The organism is Cupriavidus taiwanensis (assembly GCF_900250115.1).
Classification (GTDB): Bacteria; Pseudomonadota; Gammaproteobacteria; order Burkholderiales; family Burkholderiaceae; genus Cupriavidus; species Cupriavidus taiwanensis_B.
Window position 1 is genome coordinate 1,922,646 of sequence record NZ_LT984804.1, and the last position, 19,234, is coordinate 1,941,879.

The 19,234-nt window shown below is 69.6% G+C and carries 17 protein-coding genes; 8 read left to right on the forward strand and 9 right to left on the reverse strand.

Annotation, left to right across the window (positions count from 1 at the left end; translation table 11 throughout):
- Positions 1–3: 3 nt before the first annotated feature.
- Both CBM2586_RS25380 and CBM2586_RS25385 read right to left on the reverse strand, forming a co-directional pair.
- On the reverse strand, positions 4–738 hold the full coding sequence (locus CBM2586_RS25380; RefSeq protein ID WP_115690545.1) for a BON domain-containing protein: 735 nt from the start codon (positions 736–738) through the stop codon (positions 4–6).
- Positions 739–904: 166 nt separating this feature from the next.
- Positions 905–1,582 (reverse strand): alpha/beta hydrolase, encoded by a 678-nt coding sequence (locus tag CBM2586_RS25385; protein ID WP_115664003.1) that lies wholly within the window; start codon positions 1,580–1,582, stop codon positions 905–907.
- A 479-nt stretch (positions 1,583–2,061) separates the two neighbouring features.
- Between CBM2586_RS25385 and CBM2586_RS25390 the strand changes: the two genes are divergently transcribed.
- Positions 2,062–4,527, forward strand: a complete 2,466-nt coding sequence (locus CBM2586_RS25390; protein ID WP_115690547.1) for a DUF3772 domain-containing protein — start codon at positions 2,062–2,064, stop codon at positions 4,525–4,527.
- A 36-nt stretch (positions 4,528–4,563) separates the two neighbouring features.
- On the opposite strand, the gene CBM2586_RS25395 is transcribed toward CBM2586_RS25390, so the two are convergent.
- A complete protein-coding gene (locus tag CBM2586_RS25395) occupies positions 4,564–5,100 on the reverse strand; it encodes a MarR family winged helix-turn-helix transcriptional regulator (protein ID WP_115690549.1) in 537 nt (178 codons plus the stop codon).
- A gap of 67 nt (positions 5,101–5,167) precedes the next feature.
- Between CBM2586_RS25395 and CBM2586_RS25400 the strand changes: the two genes are divergently transcribed.
- From CBM2586_RS25400 to CBM2586_RS25430, 7 genes are all read left to right on the forward strand, one after another.
- Positions 5,168–5,662, forward strand: coding sequence for a carboxymuconolactone decarboxylase family protein (locus tag CBM2586_RS25400; RefSeq protein ID WP_115664000.1), 495 nt, complete (start codon positions 5,168–5,170; stop codon positions 5,660–5,662).
- Positions 5,659–6,120, forward strand: coding sequence for a GNAT family N-acetyltransferase (locus CBM2586_RS25405; protein ID WP_115690551.1), 462 nt, complete (start codon positions 5,659–5,661; stop codon positions 6,118–6,120). Before CBM2586_RS25400 ends, CBM2586_RS25405 begins: the two co-directional genes overlap by 4 nt.
- Positions 6,117–6,734 carry an FMN-dependent NADH-azoreductase gene (locus tag CBM2586_RS25410; protein ID WP_115690553.1) on the forward strand — a complete coding sequence of 206 codons (618 nt, stop codon included), beginning with the start codon at positions 6,117–6,119 and terminating at the stop codon, positions 6,732–6,734. Before CBM2586_RS25405 ends, CBM2586_RS25410 begins: the two co-directional genes overlap by 4 nt.
- A 112-nt stretch (positions 6,735–6,846) precedes the next feature.
- The gene (locus tag CBM2586_RS25415; RefSeq protein ID WP_115663997.1) at positions 6,847–7,734 is read left to right on the forward strand and encodes a LysR family transcriptional regulator; all 888 of its coding nucleotides are present in this window, start codon (positions 6,847–6,849) and stop codon (positions 7,732–7,734) included.
- 57 nt (positions 7,735–7,791) lie between these two features.
- Positions 7,792–8,910, forward strand: a complete 1,119-nt coding sequence (locus CBM2586_RS25420; RefSeq protein WP_115690555.1) for an NAD(P)H-dependent flavin oxidoreductase — start codon at positions 7,792–7,794, stop codon at positions 8,908–8,910.
- 169 nt (positions 8,911–9,079) lie between these two features.
- Entirely contained in the window at positions 9,080–9,433 is a 354-nt protein-coding gene (locus CBM2586_RS25425) for a mechanosensitive ion channel protein MscS (RefSeq protein WP_115666405.1), read from the forward strand.
- A gap of 11 nt (positions 9,434–9,444) precedes the next feature.
- The gene (locus CBM2586_RS25430) at positions 9,445–10,029 is read left to right on the forward strand and encodes a methyltransferase domain-containing protein (protein ID WP_115663995.1); all 585 of its coding nucleotides are present in this window, start codon (positions 9,445–9,447) and stop codon (positions 10,027–10,029) included.
- Between the two features lie 275 nt (positions 10,030–10,304).
- Here CBM2586_RS25430 and CBM2586_RS25435 read toward each other — a convergent pair whose 3' ends face one another.
- From CBM2586_RS25435 to CBM2586_RS25460, 6 genes are all read right to left on the reverse strand, one after another.
- Complete coding sequence (locus tag CBM2586_RS25435; protein ID WP_115663994.1) at positions 10,305–13,421, reverse strand: efflux RND transporter permease subunit; 3,117 nt, start codon at positions 13,419–13,421, stop codon at positions 10,305–10,307.
- Between the two features lie 6 nt (positions 13,422–13,427).
- The gene (locus CBM2586_RS25440; protein ID WP_115690557.1) at positions 13,428–14,588 is read right to left on the reverse strand and encodes an efflux RND transporter periplasmic adaptor subunit; all 1,161 of its coding nucleotides are present in this window, start codon (positions 14,586–14,588) and stop codon (positions 13,428–13,430) included.
- A gap of 2 nt (positions 14,589–14,590) precedes the next feature.
- Positions 14,591–16,033 carry a TolC family protein gene (locus tag CBM2586_RS25445; protein WP_115690561.1) on the reverse strand — a complete coding sequence of 481 codons (1,443 nt, stop codon included), beginning with the start codon at positions 16,031–16,033 and terminating at the stop codon, positions 14,591–14,593.
- A 218-nt stretch (positions 16,034–16,251) separates the two neighbouring features.
- Positions 16,252–16,662, reverse strand: coding sequence for a cobalt-zinc-cadmium resistance protein (locus tag CBM2586_RS25450; RefSeq protein ID WP_115691482.1), 411 nt, complete (start codon positions 16,660–16,662; stop codon positions 16,252–16,254).
- A gap of 286 nt (positions 16,663–16,948) precedes the next feature.
- Complete coding sequence (locus tag CBM2586_RS25455) at positions 16,949–18,580, reverse strand: rhodanese-related sulfurtransferase (protein WP_115663990.1); 1,632 nt, start codon at positions 18,578–18,580, stop codon at positions 16,949–16,951.
- On the reverse strand, positions 18,577–19,194 hold the full coding sequence (locus CBM2586_RS25460; RefSeq protein WP_115663989.1) for a cysteine dioxygenase: 618 nt from the start codon (positions 19,192–19,194) through the stop codon (positions 18,577–18,579). The genes CBM2586_RS25455 and CBM2586_RS25460 overlap by 4 nt, the downstream gene beginning before the upstream one ends.
- Positions 19,195–19,234 lie beyond the last annotated feature (40 nt).

A 19,234-nucleotide genomic window follows, 5' to 3' on the forward strand; every position in this document is an offset into this window, starting at 1 on the left:
GCGTCAGCGCCGCGTCGCGAGGATGCGGTAGCCGCGGCTGCAATGCTCCTGCGCCGCGGCGCGGGCTTCGTCCGGATCGTCGAACAAGCCGGCCTGGGCAATCCCCGCCACCAGCACGGCCTCGCCGGACTCCGCGCCGAGAAAGCGCCCGTCGCGCGACTGGACGATATACAGCACGTCCGCGCCGACCTCTCCCACCGGCTCGCGCCGTCCGGCCGACTGGCCCAGCCGCCGCTGTCCGGGTACGCCGCGCCCGCCGGCGCCTGCCTCTTGCTGCCCTTCCTCCGCGCCACCCGCGCGGCGCGCCACCTGCAGGTTGTTGCGGACCTCATTGACGCCCAGCACGTCTTCGGCCAGCTCTTCAATGCGGTACTTGACGCCGCGGTCGGCCACGGTGCCGGTCAGCGTGACAATGCCCGAGCCGACATCGACGGTCACGTCCGAGACGTCGTCGTCGGCGTGCGCCAGCCGTTCGCACAGGTCGTCGCGGATGCGCGTGTCGGTGCGCTGGTAGTTCTTGGGCAGCCGGCGCGAGGCGGCCCGCGCCGGGATGCCGGGACGGTACTGATCTTCCGGGCCTTCGCCGGCTTCCGCGCCATAGCGCGCCTGCCCGTAGCCAAAGCCGGCGCCGCCGGGATTGCCGCTGCGCCAGTGGTGTGCCTGGCGGGTATCGCCGGGCTCGCCATAGCCGCGATTGCGCCACGTTTCCCTGATTTCCGACGGTGGATAGTCTTTCATGGATTGCCTCCGATCTGAACGCGCGTGTTGCGCCATATCTGCGCCGTGTCTGCTATCGGTAGCATCATCCATGCCTCGCGGCCGGTCACCGCGGCGCGCAGCCACGCGCGCGTGCCGGAGCGCCCCGCCGGCGCCCCCCGCGCAAGCGCGGCAACGATCGAAGTTTTTACACGGTGGCACCGTGCGCGGGCCGGTCCAGGTAGCCCCCGACGATACGCACCAGCAGCGGCAGCCTGCCGGTAAAGAAGTGATCCGCCCCCGGCACCACTACTACCGGCAGCGCCTGGGGCCGGGCCCACTCGAACAGCGCGGCCAGTTGCGCGCGCTCGTCGCGCTCGCCATGCACTATCAGGCAATCGGGGCAGTCGGCCGGCACGGCTGGCGTGTCATAGCTGCGATGGCCTTTCACCACGCCGTAGGGGGTGCCGGTCAGCACCAGATGGCGGATCGGCACGGACTGGGCCGCCAGCGCCGCGGCCACATGGGTCATGACGAAGGCGCCGAAGGAAAACCCGGCCAGTGCCAGCGGCAGGCCGGGATGCATGGCGCGCAGGTGCGCGACCACTGCCAGCATGTCCTGCGCCTCGCCGCGGCCCTGGTCATGGGCGCCGCCCGAGCCCTCCACGCCGCGGAAATTCGGCCGCACGGTCAGGTAGCCGCGCGCCACCAGCGCCTTGGCCAGCTGGTGCGGCACCTTGTGCGTGGCCGAGCCGCCCAGCAACGGATGCGGGTGGCCCACCACGGCAATGCCGAGCGGATCGCCCTTGGGTCGGTCGACCAGCATTTCAATCGGCCCGGCGTCGCCGTCGAGCCTGGTCTTTTCGGTGCCTGACGCAACCGCCATGCGTTCTCCAGAAGATGTTGAGTGACGATGTTGAGTGACTGAGGCAATGCGGGACGCGCATGGCCCGAAGCCCGTGATGTTACTGCGATGACGGCGAGCATGCCGACGGTGGCTGCGCCAGCGCCACGGGCATGGATGCGTATCAATTTGTCACAGTGTGCCCGATCCGCCGCAGCATCCGGCGGTGTGGCGGATGCGCTTTCCTATAATTTCGCGAATCGCGGCAGGCCCGGTTGCACCGGTCCCGCCACCGCGGCCAGCCGCTGCCGATGCCCACGCGTGGGCGCATCGGGCCTGGCCGGACCATGCGCCGAGAGGGCCGCCAGCAAGCGGCGGTCCCCTCGCCTGTTCACTGCCGGCGTCCCGGCCGTTCCCGCATCCGATCGCCGCGCCGCCCCCTTCCGATGCCGGCGCGACCGGCGATCCCGCCTGCCGATGCCGGAGCGCCGCAAGCCGTCACCGTCCGACGAGATTCCGCCATGAGCAACGTTTCACGGCTCGCACTGGGCCTTGCGCTCGCAGCGCTATGCCATCTGATGCCAGCCACCTTGCCGGCCGCGATCGCGGCGCCGGCATCCGAGGCCGCCTCCGTCACCGAGGCACAGCAGCCCCCCGCCCTCACGCACGCCGAAGCCAGCGCCGAACTCAAGCGCCTGCAGACCGAGCAGGACCGCATCAAGCAGCAGGCCTCCGACCCCGACGGCACCACCAAGCTCGACGAGCTCGACCATGACCTGCACAAGCTCGATGCGGATGTCGACCGCCTGAGTGCCGCGCTGGCGCCGCAGCGCAACCAGCTGCAGGCGCAGCTCGACGTGCTGGGCCCGTCGCCGTCGGACGGCATCACCAGGGAGGCCCCGGCGGTGGTGCGGCAGCGCGCCGAGTTGAACGCGCGGCGCCTGCAGCTCGATGCGCAGCTCAAGCAGGCGGCCGAGAGCAAGGAGAACATCGCCAACCTGAGCGGCCAGATCGCCCGGCTGCAGCGCAGCCAGCTGAAAGACCAGCTGGCGCTGCGCTCCGACAGCATCCTGAACCCGCAGTTCTGGAAGCCGATGGTCAGCCCCGCCGCCGAGGACCGCGCTCGCATGGCCGCGTTCCTGGACCAGGTGGTGCCGATGGTGCAGCTGGCGTGGCAGCCGTCGCAGCGCGCCGCCACCATCGCCCTGCTGCTGCTCGCGCTGGGCGTGTGGCTGCTGGGCAAGCGCCTGGCCGAACGCGCGCTGGCCTGGTTCTGCCTGAACAAGCTGCCCCCGACCCGGCTGCGGCGCAGCGCGCTGGCGCTGGCCACCACCATCGCGACGGTGGCGACCACCGGGCTGGCGGTGCAGATCGTCTACAACGCCTTCACGCGCAACTATGAACTGCCGCCGGACCTGATGACGCTGTACGGCGGGCTGGTCAAGCTGACCCTGACCAGCGCCCTGATCGCGGGTCTCGGGCGCGCGCTGCTGTGCACGCGCCACCCGTCATGGCGGCTGCCCGCGCTGGCCGATCCCGTGGCGCGGGCGATGAAGCCGTTCCCCGCGGTGCTGGCCGGGCTGTTGCTCCTGGCCGGCACGCTGGAACAGCTCAACCGCATCGCCGATACCAGCGTGCAGGTCACGCTGCTGGGGCGCGGGCTGGTCTCGCTGGTGGTGGTGCTGACCATCGGGGCGGCGCTGCTGCGCGCCAACCGCGTGCGCAACGAACTGGCCGCCGCCGGCGAGCAGCCCGAGGCGCGCGCCACGCTGGCCGGCATGATCCACGCCGGCGTCACGCTGATCGTGATCGTGTCGATGGTGGCGCTGCTGGCGGGCTATATCAGCTTCGCGCGCTTCCTGACCTACGAGCTGGTCTGGTTCGACATCGTGCTGTGCAGCCTGTACCTGCTGACCCAGGTCACGCGCGACCTGTTCGAAAGCCTGTTCTCGACCCAGCACGCCAGCGGCCAGGTGATCAAGCAGCTGTTCGGCGTCGACGATGCGCGCCTGGAACAGGCCGCCACCATCCTGTCCGGCATCGGCGCCAGCCTGCTGCTGCTGCTGGCGGTGGTGGCGCTGCTGACCGGCGGCTTCGGCACCACGCCCGCCGACCTGGTCAACAGCCTGGTCACCGTGCTGGGCGGCGAAAAGCTGCGCAGCCTGAACATCATGCCCGAGCGCATCCTCAATGCGCTGGTGGCGCTGGGCGTGGGCATCTGGCTGCTGCGCACGGTGCGGCGCTGGCTCGATGCCGAGCTGCTGCCCAAGCTGTGCATGGAGCCGGGCCTGCGCGCGTCGCTGATCACGCTGTTCAGCAATGTCGGCTACGTGCTGCTGGTGCTGCTGTCGCTGTCGCTGCTGGGCGTGCGCTGGGACAACCTGGCGTGGATCGTCAGCGCGCTGTCGGTCGGCATCGGCTTCGGCCTGCAGGAGATCGTGAAGAACTTCGTCTCGGGCCTGATCCTGCTGACGGAGCGCCCGGTCAAGGTGGGCGACATGGTCAGCATTGCCGGCGTCGAGGGCGACATCCGCCGCATCAACGTGCGCGCCACCGAGATCCAGCTGGGCGACCGCTCCACCGTGATCGTGCCCAACTCGCAGCTGATCTCGCAGAACCTGCGCAACGTCACCATGAGCAACAGCACCCAGGGGGTGGCCTCGCTGCAGCTGACCTTCCCGCTGGACACCGACCCCGAGCAGCTGCGCGACCTGCTGCTCGACGTCTATCGCGAGAACGAAAGCATCCTCGACGTGCCGGCGCCATCGGTCATGTTCAGCCAGCTCGCGCCCAACGGCATCACGCTGTCGGTGACCGGCTATGTCGGCAGCCCGCGCATCGCCGCGAGCACGCGCAGCGACCTGCTGTTCGAGATCCTCAAGCGCCTGCGCGCCGCGGGCATCTCGCTGTCGGTGCCACAGTCGCTGCGGCTCGAGAACATGCCGCCGTTCGGACCGGAGCCGGAGCGCGCGCTGGCGACCGGCTGACCGCCGGCGGCAGCGCCGCCGTGCCAATCATGGCCGCTACCACGCGGGCTCCCCCGCGGCGGCGTCTTCCACCGCCAGCGCCACCAGCCAGCGGCGAATCACCTGCTCTTCCTGCGCCGTCAGGCCCGCCGCGAGGCGGGCCTCGTTGGCCATGACACGTTCGCGGCACTGGCCCAGCAATACCTTGCCCTGCGCCGTCAGCGCAATGGTCTGGATGCGGCCGTGCACCGGATGCGGCGCGCGCTCGATATGGCCCGCCTTCTCCAGGTTGCCGACGATCACGCTGACGGTCTGCGGCGTCAGCAGCGCCAGCCGCGCCAGGTCGGCGCCCGACAGCCCCGGGTACGCACCCAGCATGGTCAGCACCACGAACTGCGGCGGCGTCACGTTCAGGTCGGCCAGCGCCCGCTCCATGCGCAGCCGGTTGGCCGCGCTGGCCTGGCGCAGCAGATAGCCAAGGTGCCCGCTCTCGCCGCGCTTGCCTTCGCCGGGCGCCGGCACGGCAGTGGCCGTGGCGGTGGCGGTGGCGATGGCGGTGGCGGTGGCGCCGCGTTTGGTGCTTGTCTTGCGCATAATGTCAGAACTCTTATATTATGTTCGCGCTCTGATATTAACCCAGTTCCGCCGAAGGAGGCCCGGAATGCCAGATCCGCATGCCAGCATGACGTTCGATTCATTCACCCGCGCCGCCCCCGCCGTGTACGCGGCCCTGCGCGCGCTGGGCAACGCCGTGGATGACTCCGGCCTCGCCAAGCCATTGACCGAACTGGTCAAGGTGCGCGTGTCGCAGCTCAACGGCTGCGCCTTCTGCCTGCAGTTCCACCTGGACCTGGCGCGCCGGCACGGCGTGGAGACGCGCAAGCTGGATCTGGTCGCGGTCTGGCGCGAGGCCGGCGTCCATTGCGCGCGCGAGCAGGCGGCGCTGGGCTGGGCCGAGGCGCTGACCGTGCTGGGTGCGAGCGCCGGCGCCGAACACGCCCGCCAGCAGGCGCTGGCGCACGTGCGCGAGCATTTCAGCGAGAGCGAGATCCCCTACCTGGCCGCTTCGATCGCCGCGATCCAGGCATGGAACCGGATTGCCGCCGGCCTGCAGTTCCCCCCGCCGCCCGCGCAAGCGGCAGGAGGCGCAGCATGACTCCCGCCACCGCTCCCGACACGGAGCTCAGGCATGCCGAACATGACACGGAGGTGGCCGCCTGCTTTGCGCTGATGCGGCAACTGCGCCCGCATCTGGCGTCGGCCGACGAACTGGTCGCGCGCTGGCGCCGTCAGGCGGCGACGGGCTATCGCCTGCTGGTGCTGTGGGACCGCGGCAGGCCGGTGGCGCTGGCCGGCTGGCGCCTGCAGGAAAACCTGGTGCGCGGCGTGCATGCCTACGTCGACGACCTCGTCACCGACGCGGACGCACGCAGCAGCGGCTATGGGCAGCAGGTGATGGACCGGCTCAAACACGAGGCGCGCCAGGCAGGCTGCCGCACGCTGGTCCTCGATACCCCGCTCGCCAACGTGCTCGGCCACCGCTTCTACTACCGCAACGGCCTGCTGGCCAGCGCGCTCCACTTCCATTTCCCACTCGCGGGCAACCAACGATGACGACCCTGCTTCACCTCAGCGCCAGCAGCCGCGGCCAGGCCTCGAACAGCCGGCAGGCCGCGGCGCGCCTGCTGGGGCAGATCGGCGCTGGCTCCGTGCGCGTGATCGAACGCGACCTGGCCGGCCAGCCGCTGCCGCATCCCGATCGTGCCACCGTCGAAGCCAGCCTGATGCCGCCCGGGCAGCGCGGCCCGGCCGAACATGCCGCGCTGGCGCTGTCGGAAACGCTGATCGCCGAACTGGAAGCGGCCGATGCCGTGCTGATCTCCACGCCGATGCACAACTTCACCGTGCCGTCGGCGCTCAAGGCCTGGATCGACCTGGTGGTGCGGCCCGATCGCACCTTCCGCAATACGCCGGCCGGCAAGGTCGGCATGCTGACGGACCGGCCGGTGCTGGCGGTGGTCTCGTGCGGCGGCCCGTTCCGGGACAGCCCGGGGAGCCAGCAGGATTTCCTGTCGCCCTACCTGAAGTATGTGTTCGCGGCGATCGGCATCACGCAGGTTGAAGTGATGCGGATGGAACGCATGAACTGGGGCCCGGACTTTGCGCAGATGGCGCTCGACAGCGTACGGGTGCCGGCAGGCTGGCCGAGAGAGACGGCGCCGGCCTGAGGCAGCGCCGCCGGCGCGCGGGGCAGCCGTTGCCGATATTCTCATGGCAAGATGGATTGCTTTGATATATTCTCCTGAGGAGAATATCTTTCCTGCCTGCCGCCCCTCCCTGATGGAACTGGCTGAACTCGAAATCTTCCGCGCCGTCGCCACGGAGCAGAGCATCACCCGCGCCGCGCGCCTGCTGGACCGGGTGCAATCCAACGTCACCACGCGCGTCAAGCAACTGGAAGAGGCGCTCGGCGTGGCGCTGTTCCAGCGCGACAGCAAGCGCATGCTGCTGACGCCAGAGGGGCACCGGCTGCTCGCCTATGCCAACCAGATGCTGGCGCTGGCGGAAGAAGCGCGGCAGTCGATGCAGGGCGCCGCGCCGTCGGGCCGCCTGCGCATCGGCACCATGGAGAGCGCCGCCGCCAACCGCCTGCCGATGCCGCTGGCGCGCTTCCACGCGGCCTGGCCCGGCGTGGACATCGAGATCCGCACCGGCACCACGCGCGCGCTGGTCGATGCCGTGCTCGACCACCGGCTCGATTGCGCGGTGATCGCGCACCCGGGCGAAGGGCCGGCGCGCGCTGCCGACCTGGATGAACTCGCTCCCGGCCTGGAAGGCACCTACCTGTTCACCGAACACCTGCAACTGGTGCTGCCCGGCAGCCATCCCAAGGCGCGCGGGCCGCAGGACGTGGCGTTGCGCCGCCTCGCCGCCTTCCCGAAGGGCTGCACCTACCGCCAGTGCGCCGAAGCCTGGCTGGAGCAGGGCGGCGACGACATGCGCCAGCGCCTTGCCATCACCGAGATGCCGTCGTACCACGCCATGCTGGCCTGCGTCAGCGCCGGCACCGCGATGGCGATCCTGCCGCGCTCGCTGCTGGCGCTGCACCGCGACGCGGTCGACGTGCAGACCGTGCCGGTGCGCGCGGTGCACACCTATATCGTCAAGCGTGCCGGCTATGCCACGCACGCCTGCGACGCCTTCGTGCGCGAACTGCGCGACGGCTGACCCTGCCGTTCCTCCTCGCCGCACCATCGCCATCGAATCTTGCCAAGGAGCGCCAAATTGACCCAGACCACCCCAATCGCTGACCGGCTGCCGCTGTTGCGCAGGCTTGGCATCCGCACCCCGATCATCCAGGCACCCATGGCCGGTGTCAGCACACCCGCGCTGGCCGCGGCCGTCACCAATGCCGGCGGACTGGGTTCGCTCGGCGTCGGCGCCATGGATGCCGAAGCCGCGCGCAAGGCCATCCGCGAGACGCGCGCACTGACCAGCGGACCGTTCAACGTCAACGTGTTCTGCCATGCGCCGGCCGTCGCCGATAGCGCGCGCGAGCAGGCGTGGCTGGCCTACCTTGCGCCACGCTTTGCCGAATTCGGCGCCACCCCGCCGGCCACGCTGCGCGAGATCTACCGCAGCTACGTCACCGACGATGCCATGCACGCGATGCTGCTGGAAGAACGCCCGGCGGTGGTCAGCTTCCATTTCGGACTGCCCGATGCGGGCCGGATCCGCGCGCTACGCGACGCCGGCATCGTGCTGCTGGCCAGCGCCACCTCGCTCGAAGAGGCGCGCGCGATCGAGGCGGCGGGCATCGACGCGATCGTCGCGCAGGGCATCGAGGCCGGCGGCCATCGCGGCGTGTTCGACCCGTCCGCCGTCGACGAGGGACTGGGCACCTTCGCGCTGGTGCGCGTGCTGTCGACCCAGACCCGCCTGCCGGTGATCGCCGCGGGCGGCATCATGGACGGTGCCGGCATCGCCGCGGCGCTGGCGCTCGGCGCGCAGGCCGCGCAGCTCGGCACCGCGTTTATCGCCTGCCCCGAGACCGTGGCCGACGGCCCCTACCGCGAGGCGCTGCTGCAGGCGCGCAAGCGTCCGACCGTGCTGACGCGGGCCATTTCCGGCCGCCATGCCCGCGGCCTGGCCAACCGCTTCACCGAGTTGGGGGCGGCAGCCGGTGCACCGGCCACGCCCGACTATCCGACCGCCTACGATGCCGGCAAGGCTCTGCACGCCGCCGCCAGGGCGCGCGGCAGCGCCGACTTTGCCGCGCAGTGGGCCGGCCAGGCGGTGCCGCTGGCCCGGGCACTGCCGGCGGCGGAACTGGTCGCGGCGCTGGCAAGCGAACTCGCCGCCAGTGCGCGCGGGCTGGGAGAGCTGGCCGAAACGCTCGGATAAGCGGTTTCGGACATGGCCGTTTTACCGCGTCTTACACAAGGTCACGAAAGGCTGGTATTAAAAGCCGCGGTTACAAAGCTAACAAGTCGACCCGGGGCCGGAAACACCTTGATCGCCGCTTTGCGTCCATCATTCAGGAACACAAGCCGTGCATGACAAGGAGTTTGAAATGCGCCCCTCCACCCGCATCGTCGCCGCGGCGGTCCTGGCCGCGACCCTGGTAGCCGCCGGGTCCGCCTCGGCGCGCGGCCCTCACCATCACGACCACGGCGGCTCCAACGCCGGCGCGGTGCTGGCGGTCGGCGCGCTGGCGGGCCTGGCGCTGGGCGCCATGCTGGCCTCGGCGCCGGTGGTGGCGGCACCGGTCGCGCCGCCGCCCGTCACCTACGCCCCCGCGCCGGTCTCCTACGCGGCGCCGGAGGTGCCGCCGGGCTATTGCTACCGCGACTACGACCGCGCCTACGTGCCGTGCGCACCGCAGCCTTCCGGCTACTACCGCGAGGCACCCTACTACGGCTACTGAGGCCCGCCGCCATGCCGGTCGACCGCGACTATTTCGCCGGCCTGTACGGCCGCAACGAGGATCCCTGGGGCATCGGCACGCGCTGGTACGAAGCGCGCAAGCGCGCCCTGCTGCTGGCCACGCTGCCGCGCGAGCGCTTCGCCCGCGCCTTCGAGCCCGGCTGCGGCGGCGGCCACCTGAGCGTGGCGCTGGCGCCGCGCTGCGATGCGCTGGTGGCAATGGAACTGGCCGAGAGCGCCGCCGAGCAGGCGCGGCAACGCCTGGCGCCGTTCCCGCAGGCACGCGTGCTGACCGGCGAACTGCCGCAGCAGTGGCCGGAGGGCAGCTTCGACCTGATGGTGTTTTCCGAACTGGGCTACTACTTTCCCAAGCCGGACTGGCACGAGGTCGCGGCGATGGCGGCCGGCGCGCTCGCCGATGACGGCGTCATCGTCGCCTGCCATTTCAGGCATCCGTTCGCGGAGCAGCAGATTACCGCGCAGGCGGTGCATGAAGCGATCGGCGCGCAGCGCGGGCTGTATCGGCATATCCGCCACGAGGAGCCGGATTTCGTGCTGGAACTGTGGACGCGTCAGCTGGAGATGCGGCTGGCGTAGGTGTCTGCGCCAGTCGGGAAGAAAAACGCCCCATGCAAGCAGCGACTTGCATGGGGCGTTGTACTTGGGCTAATCAACCGGCCAGGTCCACCGGCTTATGATCTACCGCCGGGGTACTCCCTCTCCCGCTTGCGGGAGAGGGTTGGGGTGAGGGCCGGAGGCTCTACGAGAGTAAAGCCTGTTGGTATGCCAGTGCCTGCCCTCACCCCCTGCCCCTCTCCCGCAAGCGGGAGAGGGTAGCAAACCAGCTGTCGATTCAGATCAGCGAGTCTGCCTTACACCGGCACATCCCGCGTCGGATCCGGCTTGCGATCGTCAAACCAGCGGTACAGCGTCGGCACCATCACCAGCGTCAGCAGCGTCGATGTGATCAGCCCGCCGATCACCACCACCGCCAGCGGGCGCTGCACTTCAGAGCCGGGGCCAGTCGAGAACAGGAACGGCACCAGGCCCAGCATGGCGATGGTCGCGGTCATCATCACCGGGCGGAAACGCTGCGTCGCGCCCTGCACCACCGCTTCATCGAGCGACAGGCCCGAGTCGCGCAGCGTGCGGATGTACGACACCAGCACCACCCCGTTCAGCACCGCCATGCCCCACAGCGCGATAAAGCCCACCGACGCCGGCACCGACAGGTATTCGCCGGTGACGAACAGCCCGATGATGCCGCCGATCGAGGCGAACGGCAGCACCGTGATGATCAGCGTGGCAAAGCGCAGCGAGTTGAACAGCAGGAACAGCAGGAAGAAGATCGCGGCGATGGTGACCGGCACGATGATCTTCAGGTGGCCCATGGCGCGCTCCATGTTCTGGAACTGGCCGCCCCACTCGAGGTAATAGCCTTCGGGCAGCTTCACCTTGGCGCCGGCCGCCTGCTGCAGCTCGGCGACGAAGCCGCCGAGGTCGCGATCCTTCACGTTGATCATCACCACCACGCGGCGCTTGGCCATTTCGCGGCTGATCTGCGCGGGACCGTCGTTGACGTCGATGCGGGCCACGCTCTGCAGCGGCACCTGCATGCCGTCGGGCGTGTTCACCAGCAGCTGGCGGATCGCCTGCACGTTGTTGCGGAACTCCTCCGGCAGGCGCACCGCCGCGGCAAAGCGGCGCTCGCCCTCGAAGATGTCGGTGGCGCGCTTGCCGCCGATGGCGATCTCGATCACGTCATGGATATCCGACACGTTGAGCCCGTAGCGCGCGATCGCCTGGCGGTCGATCTCGATCGACAGGTACTGCTGGCCCGACACGCGCTCGATGCGGATATCCTGCGAGCCCTGGATGCCGCCGGCGACGCGGGCGATCTCGCCCGCCAGTTCGCGCAGCTTGTCCAGGTCATCGCCGAACACCTTCACCGCCACGTCGGAGCGCACGCCGCTGACCATTTCGTCGACGCGGTCCGAGATCGGCTGCGCCATCACGATCTGCACGCCCGGAATCGCCTTGAGCTTTTCCCGGATGGCGTTGGCGATATCGTCCTGGGTCCAGCCGTCGGGCCACTCGTCGCGATCCTTCAGGCTGGCGATCGGGGTCGATTCGTTCTGGCCCTGCGGATCGGCCGGGCTCTCGCCGCGACCCACGCCCGACACCACCGACTTCACGCCCGGCACGCCCAGCACCAGCTTGTTGGCTTCCTTCTCCAGCTTGATCGACTCTTCCAGCGAGATGTTGGGCACGCGGTCGATCGCGGGCACGATCGAGCCTTCCTTCATCTCCGGAATGAACGAGGTGCCCAGCAGCGGCACGATCAGCAGCGTGGCGACGAAGGCGCCGACCGCGCTGAGCACGGTCTTGCGGCTGTTGCCCAGCGCCCAGTGCAGCAGGCGCAGGTAGTGGCGCTTCATGAAGGCGATCAGGAAGGTGTCATGCTCGGCGCCGCCCTTGAGCAGGTACGACGACAGCACCGGCGACAGCGTCAGCGACAGGAACAGCGAGATCGCCAGCGCAATCGAGATGGTGAACGCCAGCGGCGCGAACATCTTGCCTTCCATGCCCGACAGCGTCATCAGCGGCAGGAACACCAGGATGATGATGCCCACGCCGACGATCACCGGCGTGGCCACTTCCTGCACCGCCTTGACCAGGATCTCGGTCTTGCTCAGTCCGGGCTCCTTGTGGCCGAGCCGCTCGAACGCGTTCTCGACCACCACCACCGAGCCGTCGACCATCAGGCCGATGGCGATCGCCAGCCCCCCCAGCGACATCAGGTTGGCCGACAGCCCCGCCTCGTTCATCACCATGAAGGTCAGCAATGGCGTCAGCACCAGCGTGGCCAGCACGATGATCGACGAACGCACGTCGCCCAGGAACAGGAACAGCACGATCACCACCAGCACCACGCCTTCGAGCAGCACCTTGGTCACGGTCCACAGCGCCGCGTCAACCAGTTCGCTGCGGTCGTAGTACGGCACGATCTGCAGCTTGCCCGGCAGCATGCCGCGCTCGTTGATCTCGGCCACGCGGGCCTTGACGCGGCTGACCACCTCCTTGGCATTGCCGCCGCGCATCATCATGACGATGCCGCCGACCGCCTCGGTCTGGCCGTTCTTGACCAGCGCGCCCTGGCGCACCTCATGGCCGATGGTAACGTTGGCGACGTCGCGCAGGTACACCGGCGTACCGTTGACTTCCTTCAGCACGATGCTGCCGAGGTCCTCGACACCCTTGGCCAGGCCGACCCCGCGGATCAGGTACTGCTCGGCGTAGTGCGGCAGCACGCCGCCGCCGGAGTTGGCGTTGTTGCGCGCCAGCGCCTCATAGACCTGCTGGATCGAGACACCGTAATGGCGCATCCGCTCCGGGTTGACCAGCGCCTGGTACTGGCGCACATAACCGCCCTGCGAATTGATTTCGGCCACGCCGGGAATCGAGCGCAGCAGCGGCCGCACCACCCAGTCCTGGGCGATGCGGCGCTCGGCCAGTTCTTCCTGGGTCAGCTCGCGGTCGCCGTCGTCGGCGCGGTCCAGCGTGTACTGGTAGACCTCGCCCAGGCCGGTCGAGACCGGTCCCAGCACGGGCGTGACGCCCTCCGGCATGCGCCCGCCGACTTCGATCAGCCGCTCCATCACCAGCTGGCGCGCGAAGTACACGTCGGTGGCATCGGTGAACACCAGCGTGATCAGCGACAGGCCCGCCTTGTTCAGCGAGCGCATCTCTTCCAGCCCGGGCAGGCCGGTCATGGCCATTTCCACCGGCACGGTGACAAAGCGCTCCACTTCCTCGGGCGAACGGCCCGCGGCTTCGGTGGCGATCTGCACCTGCACGTTGGTCACGTCCGGGAACGCATCCACCGACAGCTTGGTGGCAGCGCGCAGGCCGAAGAAGAACAGCACCACGGCCAGCACGCACACCACCAGCCGCTGCTTGATGGCGGCTTCGACTAGGGATTTCATCATGGCCGATTACCCTTGCTCGAGGCGCTTGCGCTCGTTGTCCAGGTGGAAGGCGCCCTCGACCACGATGCGGTCGCCGGCCTTCACGCCGTTCTGGACCACGCGCATGCCGTCGCTTTCGGCGCCCAGCTTGACGCGGGTCAGGCGGTACTTGTTGCCCGGCATCTCGACATAGACCAGCTCGTCGTTGCCGTCGCGCACCACCGCCGCCGCCGGCACCACCAGCTGGTCGACCGGCTTGCCGGCAATCAGCATGCTGGCCAGCATGGCGGGCTTGAGCCGGCCCTCGCGGTTCTCCAGTTCGGTGCGGACCAGCACCGTGCGCGACTCCGGGCTGACCGTGCGGCCGACGTAGATCAGCTTGCCGGTAATGGTCTGGCGTCCGGCGCCGTTGGTCAGCGACGGCACCTCGATCTCGACGCTCTGGCCCTCGGCCACCTGCGCGGCCTGCTGCTCGGGCACCTCGGCCACCACCCATACGCGCGACAGGTCGGCCACGGTGTAGAGGGCGTCGGCGGGCTGGACCACCTGGCCCTGCGCGACGCTGCGCTCGACCACGGTGCCGCTGATGCTCGAATACACCGGCGAGTGCGAGTTGATGCTGCCGCTCTTGGCCAGTTGCGCGATCGAGCCTGCCGACATGCCCAGCACGCGCAGCTGGTCACGATAGGCGCGCATCTCGGCCGAGGCGATCGCCAGTTCGCTCTCGCGGCGCTGCAGTTCGCCGCGGCCGATCACGTCGACCGCGAACAGCTGGCGCGCGCGCTCGGCGTTGCGGCCCTGCAGTTCGGTCTGGGCCTCGCTCTTCAGGAACGCCATCTGCGCCGCGCCCAGCTCGCTGCTGTGCAGGCGCGCCAGCACCTGGCCGGCCTTCACTTCCTGGCCCAGGGTGGCATAGAGGTCAGTCACGCGGCCGGTCACGCTGGCGCCGATGCGCGACACGCGCTGCTCGTCGAAGTCGATGCGGCCGGCCACGCGCAGCATCTCGCTGAACGGGGAGGCGGCCACGGGGGCCACCTTCAGCCCCTTCTGCAGGTTGCCCTCGGGCTGGATCACGCCGGGCGGCAGCTTGGGCGCTTCGGCGACCGGTTCAGGTTGGTCGGAACAGGCCGCCAGGCTGAACGTCAGGACGGCGGCGGCCGTCAGCGAAAGCAGGAAATTGGGACGCATGGTTATTTCTGTTCGATGTTGGACGTCGGCTGCAGGCCCGGCGCGGCGGTGGCGCCCGGGGCGGTCGACATAAGCTTTTCGATCTGGATCGCGGCCAGCTGCAGGTCATACTGCGCGGCGATCAGCTCATTGCGCGCGCCACGCAGCACGCGCTGGGCATCGAGGTAGTCCAGGATGCCGCGCTCGCCGAAGCGGTAGGCGGCCTCGGCCACGCCCAGCGCCGACTCGGCCTCGCGCACGATGCCGGACTCCAGCGCCGTCACCTGGGCCTGGTTGATCTCGTACTGGCGGTAGGCCGCTTCCAGTTCCTGGGTCAGCTCGAACTCGCGCATCTCCAGCGCGCTGCGCGCCTGCGTGGCTTGCGCGGTGGCTTCGCCCACCGGGCCGCTGCGGCGGTCCCACAGCGGGATGGTCAGGATCAGGCCGATCTGCGACACGTTGTTGTCAGGCTGGCGGTCGGTGCTGGCGCGCAGCGCCACTTCCGGCCAGCGCAGCGACTTCTGGTAATCGACGCCCAGCTGCGCGCGCTCCAGCTCCATGCGGCGCTGGACCAGTTCGGCGTTGCCGGCGGTCATGGTGTCGCGCAGCGCCGGCAGCGGCGGCACGTCGGGCGCCTGGCCCAGCGTGCCCGCCAGCGTGAACTTGCCCGGCATGGCCCCGCCCACCTGCTGGCGCAGCGCGGCCTTGGCCTGGTTGACGCGCAGCTCGGCGGTCTGCTGGCTCTTCTGCGACGCCAGCAGTTCGGTCTCGGCCTTGATCAGCTCGTAGCGCGGGGCCTCGCCCACTTCCACGCGCAGGCGCGCGCGCGAATGGATCTGGCGCATCATCGCCAGATCTTCCTCGGCCGCATGCAGCTCGCTCTCGCGGCGCAGCACGTCGTAATAGGCGGTCTTCACGCGCGCGGCGAGGTCGGCGCGGAAGCCCTGCCGCACCGCCTGCGACGATTCCAGCCCGCGGCTCGCCATGGCCTCGCGCAAGCTGCGCTGGTGCGGGTAATCGAACTTCTGCACCACCGCATAGCTGGGCGCATTGCCGCTGGTCACGCCCGGCTGCTTGCCGGACAGGCGGCCATACATCACCTCGACCTGCGGATTCGGATAGGCGCGGGCGCTGCTGATGGCGGCGCTGGCCGCATCGACGTTGGCCTCGGCGGCGGCCACGCCCTTGTTGGTGGACTGGGCCAGGTCGAGCAACCGGGGCAGCGAGTAGGCGGGTCCGGCAGCGGCAGCGCCGGCCGGGGCGGCCTTCGGTATGGCGGCGGCGGCCAGGATGGCGGCGCCCGGCAGCGGCGCGGCGGCCGGCTTGGACAGCGGTGTGCGGGCCGGGGCACCGGCCGGGTCCGTCGCCTTCGCGGTCGTGCCGCCTTGGGCTCCGGCCTGGGCCGGGGCCACGGCAAGCGCCATCAGCGAAAGCGACGCGATCAGGGTCAGCTTGGTTGTTGTCATGAGTCGGGAAAGCAAGCGATACGGCTGCCTCTCTCGCCACGCCGCCGCCCGCCCCAGGTGAAGCAGCCACGGGGACGCAATCACGGCAGGGCGCACAACGGCGGCGGCTTGCCGGCGCGGTCAGGCGGCAGGCAGGCTGGCGATGTCAGGCAAGGGGGCGCGGCCCGCGGCTGGGCGGCTGCGTGCGGCAGCGCGCACGACGCGGGCGCAGGAAACGATCAGGCGAGGGCTATGGGTGGCCGGAAAAAGGCCGAAGGTGGCGGATCGGCGCGGCCTGGCGGGGGCTGGGCCACGTCGCCGGTGGGCAGCAGCAGCTTCACCGGGGGTAACGCAATCAGCGCGCTGGATTCTTCGATCTCGTCGAGCAGGTCGAGCGGATCGAGCAGGTCGGCCGACCAGATATTGCAGTATCCGGGAGGCGGGTCATCGCAGATATCGTCGTCGTGCAGGCCGTCGTCGCCCGGCACCACGATGCGGCCCAGGTCGTCGATCGGCTGTGCCGCCGCCATGTCGATCAGGTCCACACCTGCCTGCTGTGGCCCCGGCATGGCTGCGCGCGCGTCCGCCGCCGCTCCAAAGGAGAGCAGCGACAAGCACATGGCAGTCAGCAGCAGGAACAACAGTCGCATGGGATCGGGGGCATTGGCAGCAGCGCCGGGGCTCCAGATGTGCGGAAGCGCCGGGATGCTGCAGGACAGCATTGTAACTGAACGATTACGATTGACTGGGAATCGTTACGTTCGTTCCCTTGCTGTAGAGAGCACCTGCGTCTTTGGCGCCTTTTTTTAGACGGATCGGATCCGCAACGAAGCCCCTGTTTCGTTCGATCTTCACCTGAAATTAAGCGGCTTAAACGCCCTGCCCCAAGCCTCCTGCATAAAATGCAGGAGCGCATGCAGAACGCAACACCACGCCCTACACCACCCTGAACCCATGCGTCCCGTCGCGCTCCAGTTGCGCGATCAGGCCGAATTCCCAGTCCAGGTAGCCCTGCATCGCCTCGCGCGGGTTGTCGGTGCCTTCATAGGGGCGGCGATAGCGGTCGGTGCGGTCCGAGGCCAGGCGCGTCTCGCCGCTCTCCAGCGGCAGCCCGGCGGCGATCCAGGCCTGGGTGCCGCCCTCCAGCACCAACACCTCCGCATCGGTCAGGCGCAGCAGGTCGGCGGCGGCAAAGCGCGCCAGCAGGCTGCTGCCGCAGGTAAGGACGTAACGCCGCGGCCGCGGGATGCGGACCAGCGCGTCGGCCAGCTGGGCGCGAATGACAAAATACGCGCCCGGGACATGGCGCGTGACATAGTTGGCGCTAGTGGTGAAATCCAGCACGGCGGTGCTGTCGTCGCCGGCCTCCAGCCATGCGGCCAGCTGCGCCGTGCCAACGCTGGCTACGGGCGCCGGCGTCGGCACCGGCGCGGCGACCGGCCCGGTCTCGCTGCGCGCCGAGGCGGCCACCGGTTCCACCACCCAGACCTCCCACCCCATCTGCGCCAGCCAGGATCCCGTCATGCCGGCGCGCACGTCATCGTCGTCGGCCAGCACGATGCGCGCGCCGCGCACCGGTGCGCTGTGGTCGGTTTCCTGCACCAGCTGCCCGCCCGGCGCGTTGACGAAGCCTGGCAGGTGGCCGTCGGCGAATTCCTCGGGCGTGCGCACATCGAAGCGGTACACGGTGCGGCCGGCCGACTGCAGCGTGTCCAGCTGCGCCAGCGCAATGCGCCGCACGCCGGCGCGGTCGGCGATCTCGCGCGCGCCGCGGCGGGCGCTGTCGCGGTTGGCAGCGCTGACCGTGGCCGGAGCGCGGCGGCTGGCGCCATGGTCCAGCTGCTGGCCGGCCAGGGTCCAGCCGATGGTGCCGTTGCGCAGCGCCGCCAGCGGGTTCGGGATCCCCGCGTTCACCAGCGATTGCGTGCCGATGATGCTGCGCGTGCGGCCCGCGCAGTTGACGATCACGCGCGTGCGCGGATCGGGGGCGAGCTCGCGCACGCGCAGCACCAGCTCGGCACCCGGCACGCTGGTGGCAGTGGGGATGCTCATGGTCTGGTACTCGTCGAAGCGGCGCGCATCGACGATCACCACATCGGCCCGGCTGTCGATCAGCGCCTGCACTTCCTCCGCCGCCAGCGACGGCGTATGGCGGGCGGCTTCCACCACTTCGCCGAACGACTTGCTCGGCACGTTGACGTCGCGGAACACCTCGCCGCCGCCGTCGATCCACGCGCGCAGCCCGCCCTCCAGCAGATGCACGCTGGTATAGCCCAGGCCTTGCAGCACGGCTGCCGCGCGCGGCGCCAGGTCAGCGCCGGCATGGTCGCCGTAGACCACGATCAGCGTATCGCGGCGCGGAATGCGCGCCCACGCGTCCAGTTCCAGCCGCGACAGCGGGAAGTTGGCGGCCCACAGCGGATGCTCCTGCGCGAAGGGATCTTCCTCGCGCACGTCGATCAGTGCGATCTCGTCGCAGTGGCGCAAGGCGTTGCGCACGGCTTCGGCAGAAACCGTCGTAAAGGCTGGCGCGGTTGGCGCGGCCGGCGTAGCGGAAACGTTGGTCATGACTGGGCGAGTTCGCGGGAGCGGTCCCACGGGTTGGGCAGGGTCTGGTTGGAATAGCCGGAGACAAAGGGCTTGCGGGTGCCGTCCTCGGCGTAGACCGAGCGGCGCACCGCGCCGATATTGGCGCCGTACACATGGATGCTGACCGAGACGCGGTCGTCGTAGACGTTGTTGACGCGATGGATATCGCCCACGGCCGGCGACACGGCTTCGACCTGGCCGGGCAGCAGGCGCACGCTCGCGCCGCTGGCAACCGGCCGTCCGGCGGTGTCGAGTGCAAACGGCTGCGCATCTTCCGCGCCGCGCAGCATGCCGATCAGGCCCCATACGGTGTGGTCGTGGATCGGCGTGCGCTGGCCGGGTCCCCAGACGAAGCTGACGATGGAAAAACGCTCGGCGGAATCGCAATGCAGCAGGTGCTGCTGGTAGTACTCGGGGTGCGGCCGGGCCCACGCTTCGGGCAGCCAGTCATCGCGCGCCACCAGCGTTGCCAGCAAGGCCCCGCCTTCGCGCAGGATGCGGGACTCGTCGGGATGCTGGTCGAGCAGCGCGGCCAGGCCGGTGATGAAGTCGCGCAGCGGCGCCAGCGCGTTGGGATCGGGGGAACTGCCCATGGGAATGCTCCGGAGTGTCTCGTTGTGGTTGCCAGGCGCG

Excerpts from the sequence above, each read along its gene's own strand:
- CBM2586_RS25380 (WP_115690545.1), bottom strand. The coding sequence starts at position 738 with ATGAAAGACTATCCACCGTCGGAAATCAGGGAAACGTGGCGCAATCGC.
- CBM2586_RS25385 (WP_115664003.1), bottom strand. The coding sequence starts at position 1,582 with ATGGCGGTTGCGTCAGGCACCGAAAAGACCAGGCTCGACGGCGACGCC.
- CBM2586_RS25390 (WP_115690547.1), top strand. The coding sequence starts at position 2,062 with ATGAGCAACGTTTCACGGCTCGCACTGGGCCTTGCGCTCGCAGCGCTA.
- CBM2586_RS25395 (WP_115690549.1), bottom strand. The coding sequence starts at position 5,100 with ATGCGCAAGACAAGCACCAAACGCGGCGCCACCGCCACCGCCATCGCC.
- CBM2586_RS25400 (WP_115664000.1), top strand. The coding sequence starts at position 5,168 with ATGCCAGATCCGCATGCCAGCATGACGTTCGATTCATTCACCCGCGCC.
- CBM2586_RS25405 (WP_115690551.1), top strand. The coding sequence starts at position 5,659 with ATGACTCCCGCCACCGCTCCCGACACGGAGCTCAGGCATGCCGAACAT.
- CBM2586_RS25410 (WP_115690553.1), top strand. The coding sequence starts at position 6,117 with ATGACGACCCTGCTTCACCTCAGCGCCAGCAGCCGCGGCCAGGCCTCG.
- CBM2586_RS25415 (WP_115663997.1), top strand. The coding sequence starts at position 6,847 with ATGGAACTGGCTGAACTCGAAATCTTCCGCGCCGTCGCCACGGAGCAG.
- CBM2586_RS25425 (WP_115666405.1), top strand. The coding sequence starts at position 9,080 with ATGCGCCCCTCCACCCGCATCGTCGCCGCGGCGGTCCTGGCCGCGACC.
- CBM2586_RS25430 (WP_115663995.1), top strand. The coding sequence starts at position 9,445 with ATGCCGGTCGACCGCGACTATTTCGCCGGCCTGTACGGCCGCAACGAG.
- CBM2586_RS25435 (WP_115663994.1), bottom strand. The coding sequence starts at position 13,421 with ATGATGAAATCCCTAGTCGAAGCCGCCATCAAGCAGCGGCTGGTGGTG.
- CBM2586_RS25440 (WP_115690557.1), bottom strand. The coding sequence starts at position 14,588 with ATGCGTCCCAATTTCCTGCTTTCGCTGACGGCCGCCGCCGTCCTGACG.
- CBM2586_RS25445 (WP_115690561.1), bottom strand. The coding sequence starts at position 16,033 with ATGACAACAACCAAGCTGACCCTGATCGCGTCGCTTTCGCTGATGGCG.
- CBM2586_RS25450 (WP_115691482.1), bottom strand. The coding sequence starts at position 16,662 with ATGCGACTGTTGTTCCTGCTGCTGACTGCCATGTGCTTGTCGCTGCTC.
- CBM2586_RS25455 (WP_115663990.1), bottom strand. The coding sequence starts at position 18,580 with ATGACCAACGTTTCCGCTACGCCGGCCGCGCCAACCGCGCCAGCCTTT.
- CBM2586_RS25460 (WP_115663989.1), bottom strand. The coding sequence starts at position 19,194 with ATGGGCAGTTCCCCCGATCCCAACGCGCTGGCGCCGCTGCGCGACTTC.